The organism is Brevibacterium picturae (genome assembly GCF_030453725.1).
Taxonomy (GTDB): Bacteria; Actinomycetota; Actinomycetes; order Actinomycetales; family Brevibacteriaceae; genus Brevibacterium; species Brevibacterium sandarakinum_A.
Genome location: NZ_JAKDJU010000255.1, coordinates 1 through 3,113, shown reverse-complemented (window position 1 = coordinate 3,113; position 3,113 = coordinate 1). Strand labels below are relative to the sequence as shown.

Annotated in this window: 3 protein-coding genes; all 3 read right to left on the bottom strand. The window is 65.1% G+C overall.

Features of this window, described 5'->3' with window-relative positions:
- Nucleotides 1-449 (bottom strand): amidase family protein (locus L0G76_RS15110; RefSeq protein ID WP_304357970.1); only part of this gene is annotated, 449 nt, incomplete at its 3' end.
- Complete coding sequence (locus L0G76_RS15105; protein ID WP_301537158.1) at nucleotides 446-1,786, bottom strand: M20 family metallo-hydrolase; 1,341 nt, start codon at nucleotides 1,784-1,786, stop codon at nucleotides 446-448. The genes L0G76_RS15110 and L0G76_RS15105, both read right to left, overlap by 4 nt.
- 67 nt (nucleotides 1,787-1,853) lie before the next feature.
- Nucleotides 1,854-3,113 (bottom strand): MFS transporter (locus L0G76_RS15100; protein ID WP_096162514.1); only part of this gene is annotated, 1,260 nt, incomplete at its 5' end.

Genomic DNA, 3,113 nt, shown 5'->3' with positions numbered 1-3,113 from the left:
ACGCCCCACATCGGGGAATGGGTGACCGTCGCGCAGCTGAGTTCCGGCGAGGTCGCTCGGGCATGGACGAACCCTCCGGCTGCGCGGATGCGGGCGATGATCGCCCCGTCTGCTCCGGCCACGGTGTCGCGTTCGTGGATGAGCCCCTGGCTCAGCGTCCGCCCGGCGATCGCGTGCTTCTCCTTGGCGATCACGGGCAGGCCGAGCAATGGCCGGGCGGCGGCCGCCTCGGTGAGCTCATCATTCGATGCGTGTGCGTAGAAGCCTTCGGCCTCCCTCGCCGAGGTGACCGCCTCCTCCACGACCTCCGTGACCGCATTGATGCGCTCGTCCTCGGACGTGATCCTTCCGATCTGGGAGGTGAGGTATTCGACCGGGGAGAGTTCCTTCGACCGAAACTTCGACAGTGCCTCGGTCGCGGACAGTGCCCAGGGTTCGCTGTTGGTCATGCGCGTGCCTCGGCGACGGATTTCCCGACCCACACTTCACCCTCGCGGTCCTCACTGAGTTCACCGTTGACCAACTCCGTGGCGACGTTGGTGAGGACGCCGAGGCCGCGGATCATGTCCTCGTCGGTGGTGAACTCGCGTTCGCAGTGGGAGACGCCGTCGACGCTGGGCACGAACATCATCACGGCGGGCACCCTGTGGTTCATGGCCACAGAGTCGTGGCCGGCCATGGTCTCGAGGCGACGGATCGACAGCCCCTCATTGGCCACGGCCTTCTCAGCCAGCTCGACACCGGTCTCCGGGAAATAGAGCTTGCCGCGGACGTCGAAGTCCTCAACCTTAATCGTGATGTCATGCTCCAGGGCGATGCTCGCGATCTGCTGGTGCAGGGTATCCCGGGCGGCCTTGACGATGTCCGGATCGGAGGACCGGAGGTCGGCGACCATGTGCACGCGGCGGGGGACGACGATGGGTGAGTTGGGTTCGACGACGTGCTGGCCGACCGAGGACACGAGTGCTTCGTCGGCGAACTCGTTGACCACGTCGGCGACGGCGAGGACGATCTTTGCGCCTGCGACGAGGGCGTCGTGGCGATCGGCCATGGCGGTGGCGCCGGTGTGGGACTGTTCGCCGAGGACGTCGATGTCGAGCTTCTGCGTGTACCAGCTGGATTCGACGACGCCGATGTTCGTGGCCTCACGCTCGAGTATGCGGCCCTGTTCGATGTGGATCTCCGCGTAAGAGATCGCCTCGGGTGGGGCGTCGGTGCCGTTGTAGCCGATTGCGGCGAGCGCCTCGGCGACTGACGTGCCTTCGAGGTCTTGGACGGCGAGCATCTCGTCGAGGTCGAAGAGTCCGGCGTAGACGGAGCTGCCCATGATGGACGGGGCGAAGCGTCCGCCTTCCTCGTTGAACCAGTTGACCACGGCGATATTGAATCGGGGCTTCTGCCCGGATTCGGCGACGTTCTCTTTGACCCGCAGGGCTGCGAAGAGGGCTGCGATGACTCCGTAGGCACCGTCGAAGCGACCGCCCAGAGGCTGGGAGTCCAGGTGTGAACCGATGAGGACGTAGGGGGCGTCGGGGACGAGTTCGAGGCAGGCGAACATGTTGCCGATCGCATCCACGCGAACCTCGAAGCCGTTGCCTTCGGCCCAGCCGCGCATCCAGTCACGGCTCTGCTTGTCCTCGAGAGTCAGTGCCTGCCGGTCGACGCCGTCGTTGTCGGTGGCGCCGAATGTGGCGACGTGGTGGAAGTCGGTGAGGAAGGCAGCGTCGCTGGACGCTGCCGCAGACGAGGAGGCTGCGGTCGAAGTTCCGGGGGATGCTGTGGTCATGGTGCGTCTCTTTCTCTTGCGAGTCTGGTGCTGAAGTGGGATTCGGATCGCCGAGGTGGCCCGGCGGTCACCCCAGCCGGCCCCGGGTCTCGGGGAGGCGGGTGACGAAGATGAGGACGAGGACGATCACCGCGCAGATGGTCATGTAGAACCCTGGTGCGGTGTTGACGCCGGTGATGTCGACGAGCCAGGTGCCGACGAACGGAGCGGTTCCGCCGAGGATGGCGTAGGAGATGTTGTAGCTGATCGCTGCCGAGGTGAAACGGGTCTTCGTGGAGAAGCGCTCACAGAAGAAGGTGTAGCAGCCTCCGCCGTAGCAGCACAGGGAGATGACGAAGATCGTCTGTCCGAGGAACGCCAGGCCCATGTTGCCGCTGGTGACCAGGCCGAATGCGGGGATCGATGTGATGGCCAGGAGGATGGAGCCGGCGATGAGCATGGGTTTGCGTCCGACTCTGTCGCCGATGGCTCCGGCGATGGGAAGGAAGATCGTGTAACTGGCCATGGCGATGGCATTCGTCAGCAGTGATTGTTCGCGGGTGAGGTCGCCGGTGGTCTGGATGTAGGTGACGAAGTAGGCCGAGAGCATGTAGAAGCCCAGGGCGGTGAGTCCGAGGACGAAGAAGACCTGAAGCATGCCCACCGAGTTCTCGCGGAAGGAGTCGCGGATCGGGCTGAACTCCTTGGGGCGTTCGGCCGCGGTCTTCTTGAACAGATCGGACTCGTCGGTGCGCGAGCGGATCCAGAGACCGACGGCCGAGAGCGGCAGAGCCAAGAGGAAGGGAATGCGCCAGCCCCAGGAGTCGAAGGACGCGTCGCTCATCACAGTCGAGAGCAGCAGGATGAGGCCGCCGGCGAAGACAGAGGGCAGTGCGGTGGCGGCGAGGGTGATGTTGATCCACAGTCCGCGCTTGCCCACCGGTGCGTGTTCGTAGACGAAGGAGGGTCCGCCGACCGATTCGCCGCCGGCGGAGAAGCCCTGGCCCAGTCGGGCGAGGATGAGCAGGATGGGCGCGAACCAGCCGATCTGGTCGAAGCCGGGCAGGATGCCGATGAGAGCGGTGCAGATGCCGACGAGGAAGATCGTGACCGTCAGCGTCTTGCGCCTGCCGACCTTGTCACCGAGGGCACCGAAGAACAGCCCGCCCAGGGGGCGCATGACGAAGGCGACGCCGAAGGTGGCGAAGATGACGAGCAGGCCGGTGACCCGGTCGCCGTCGGGGAAGAAGTACTCGGAGAGGATGACGGCCGAGAGCCCGTAGAGCGTGAAGTCGTAGAACTCGACGAACTGGCCGATGCTGCCGCCGACGAGCACCTTCTTCTGCAT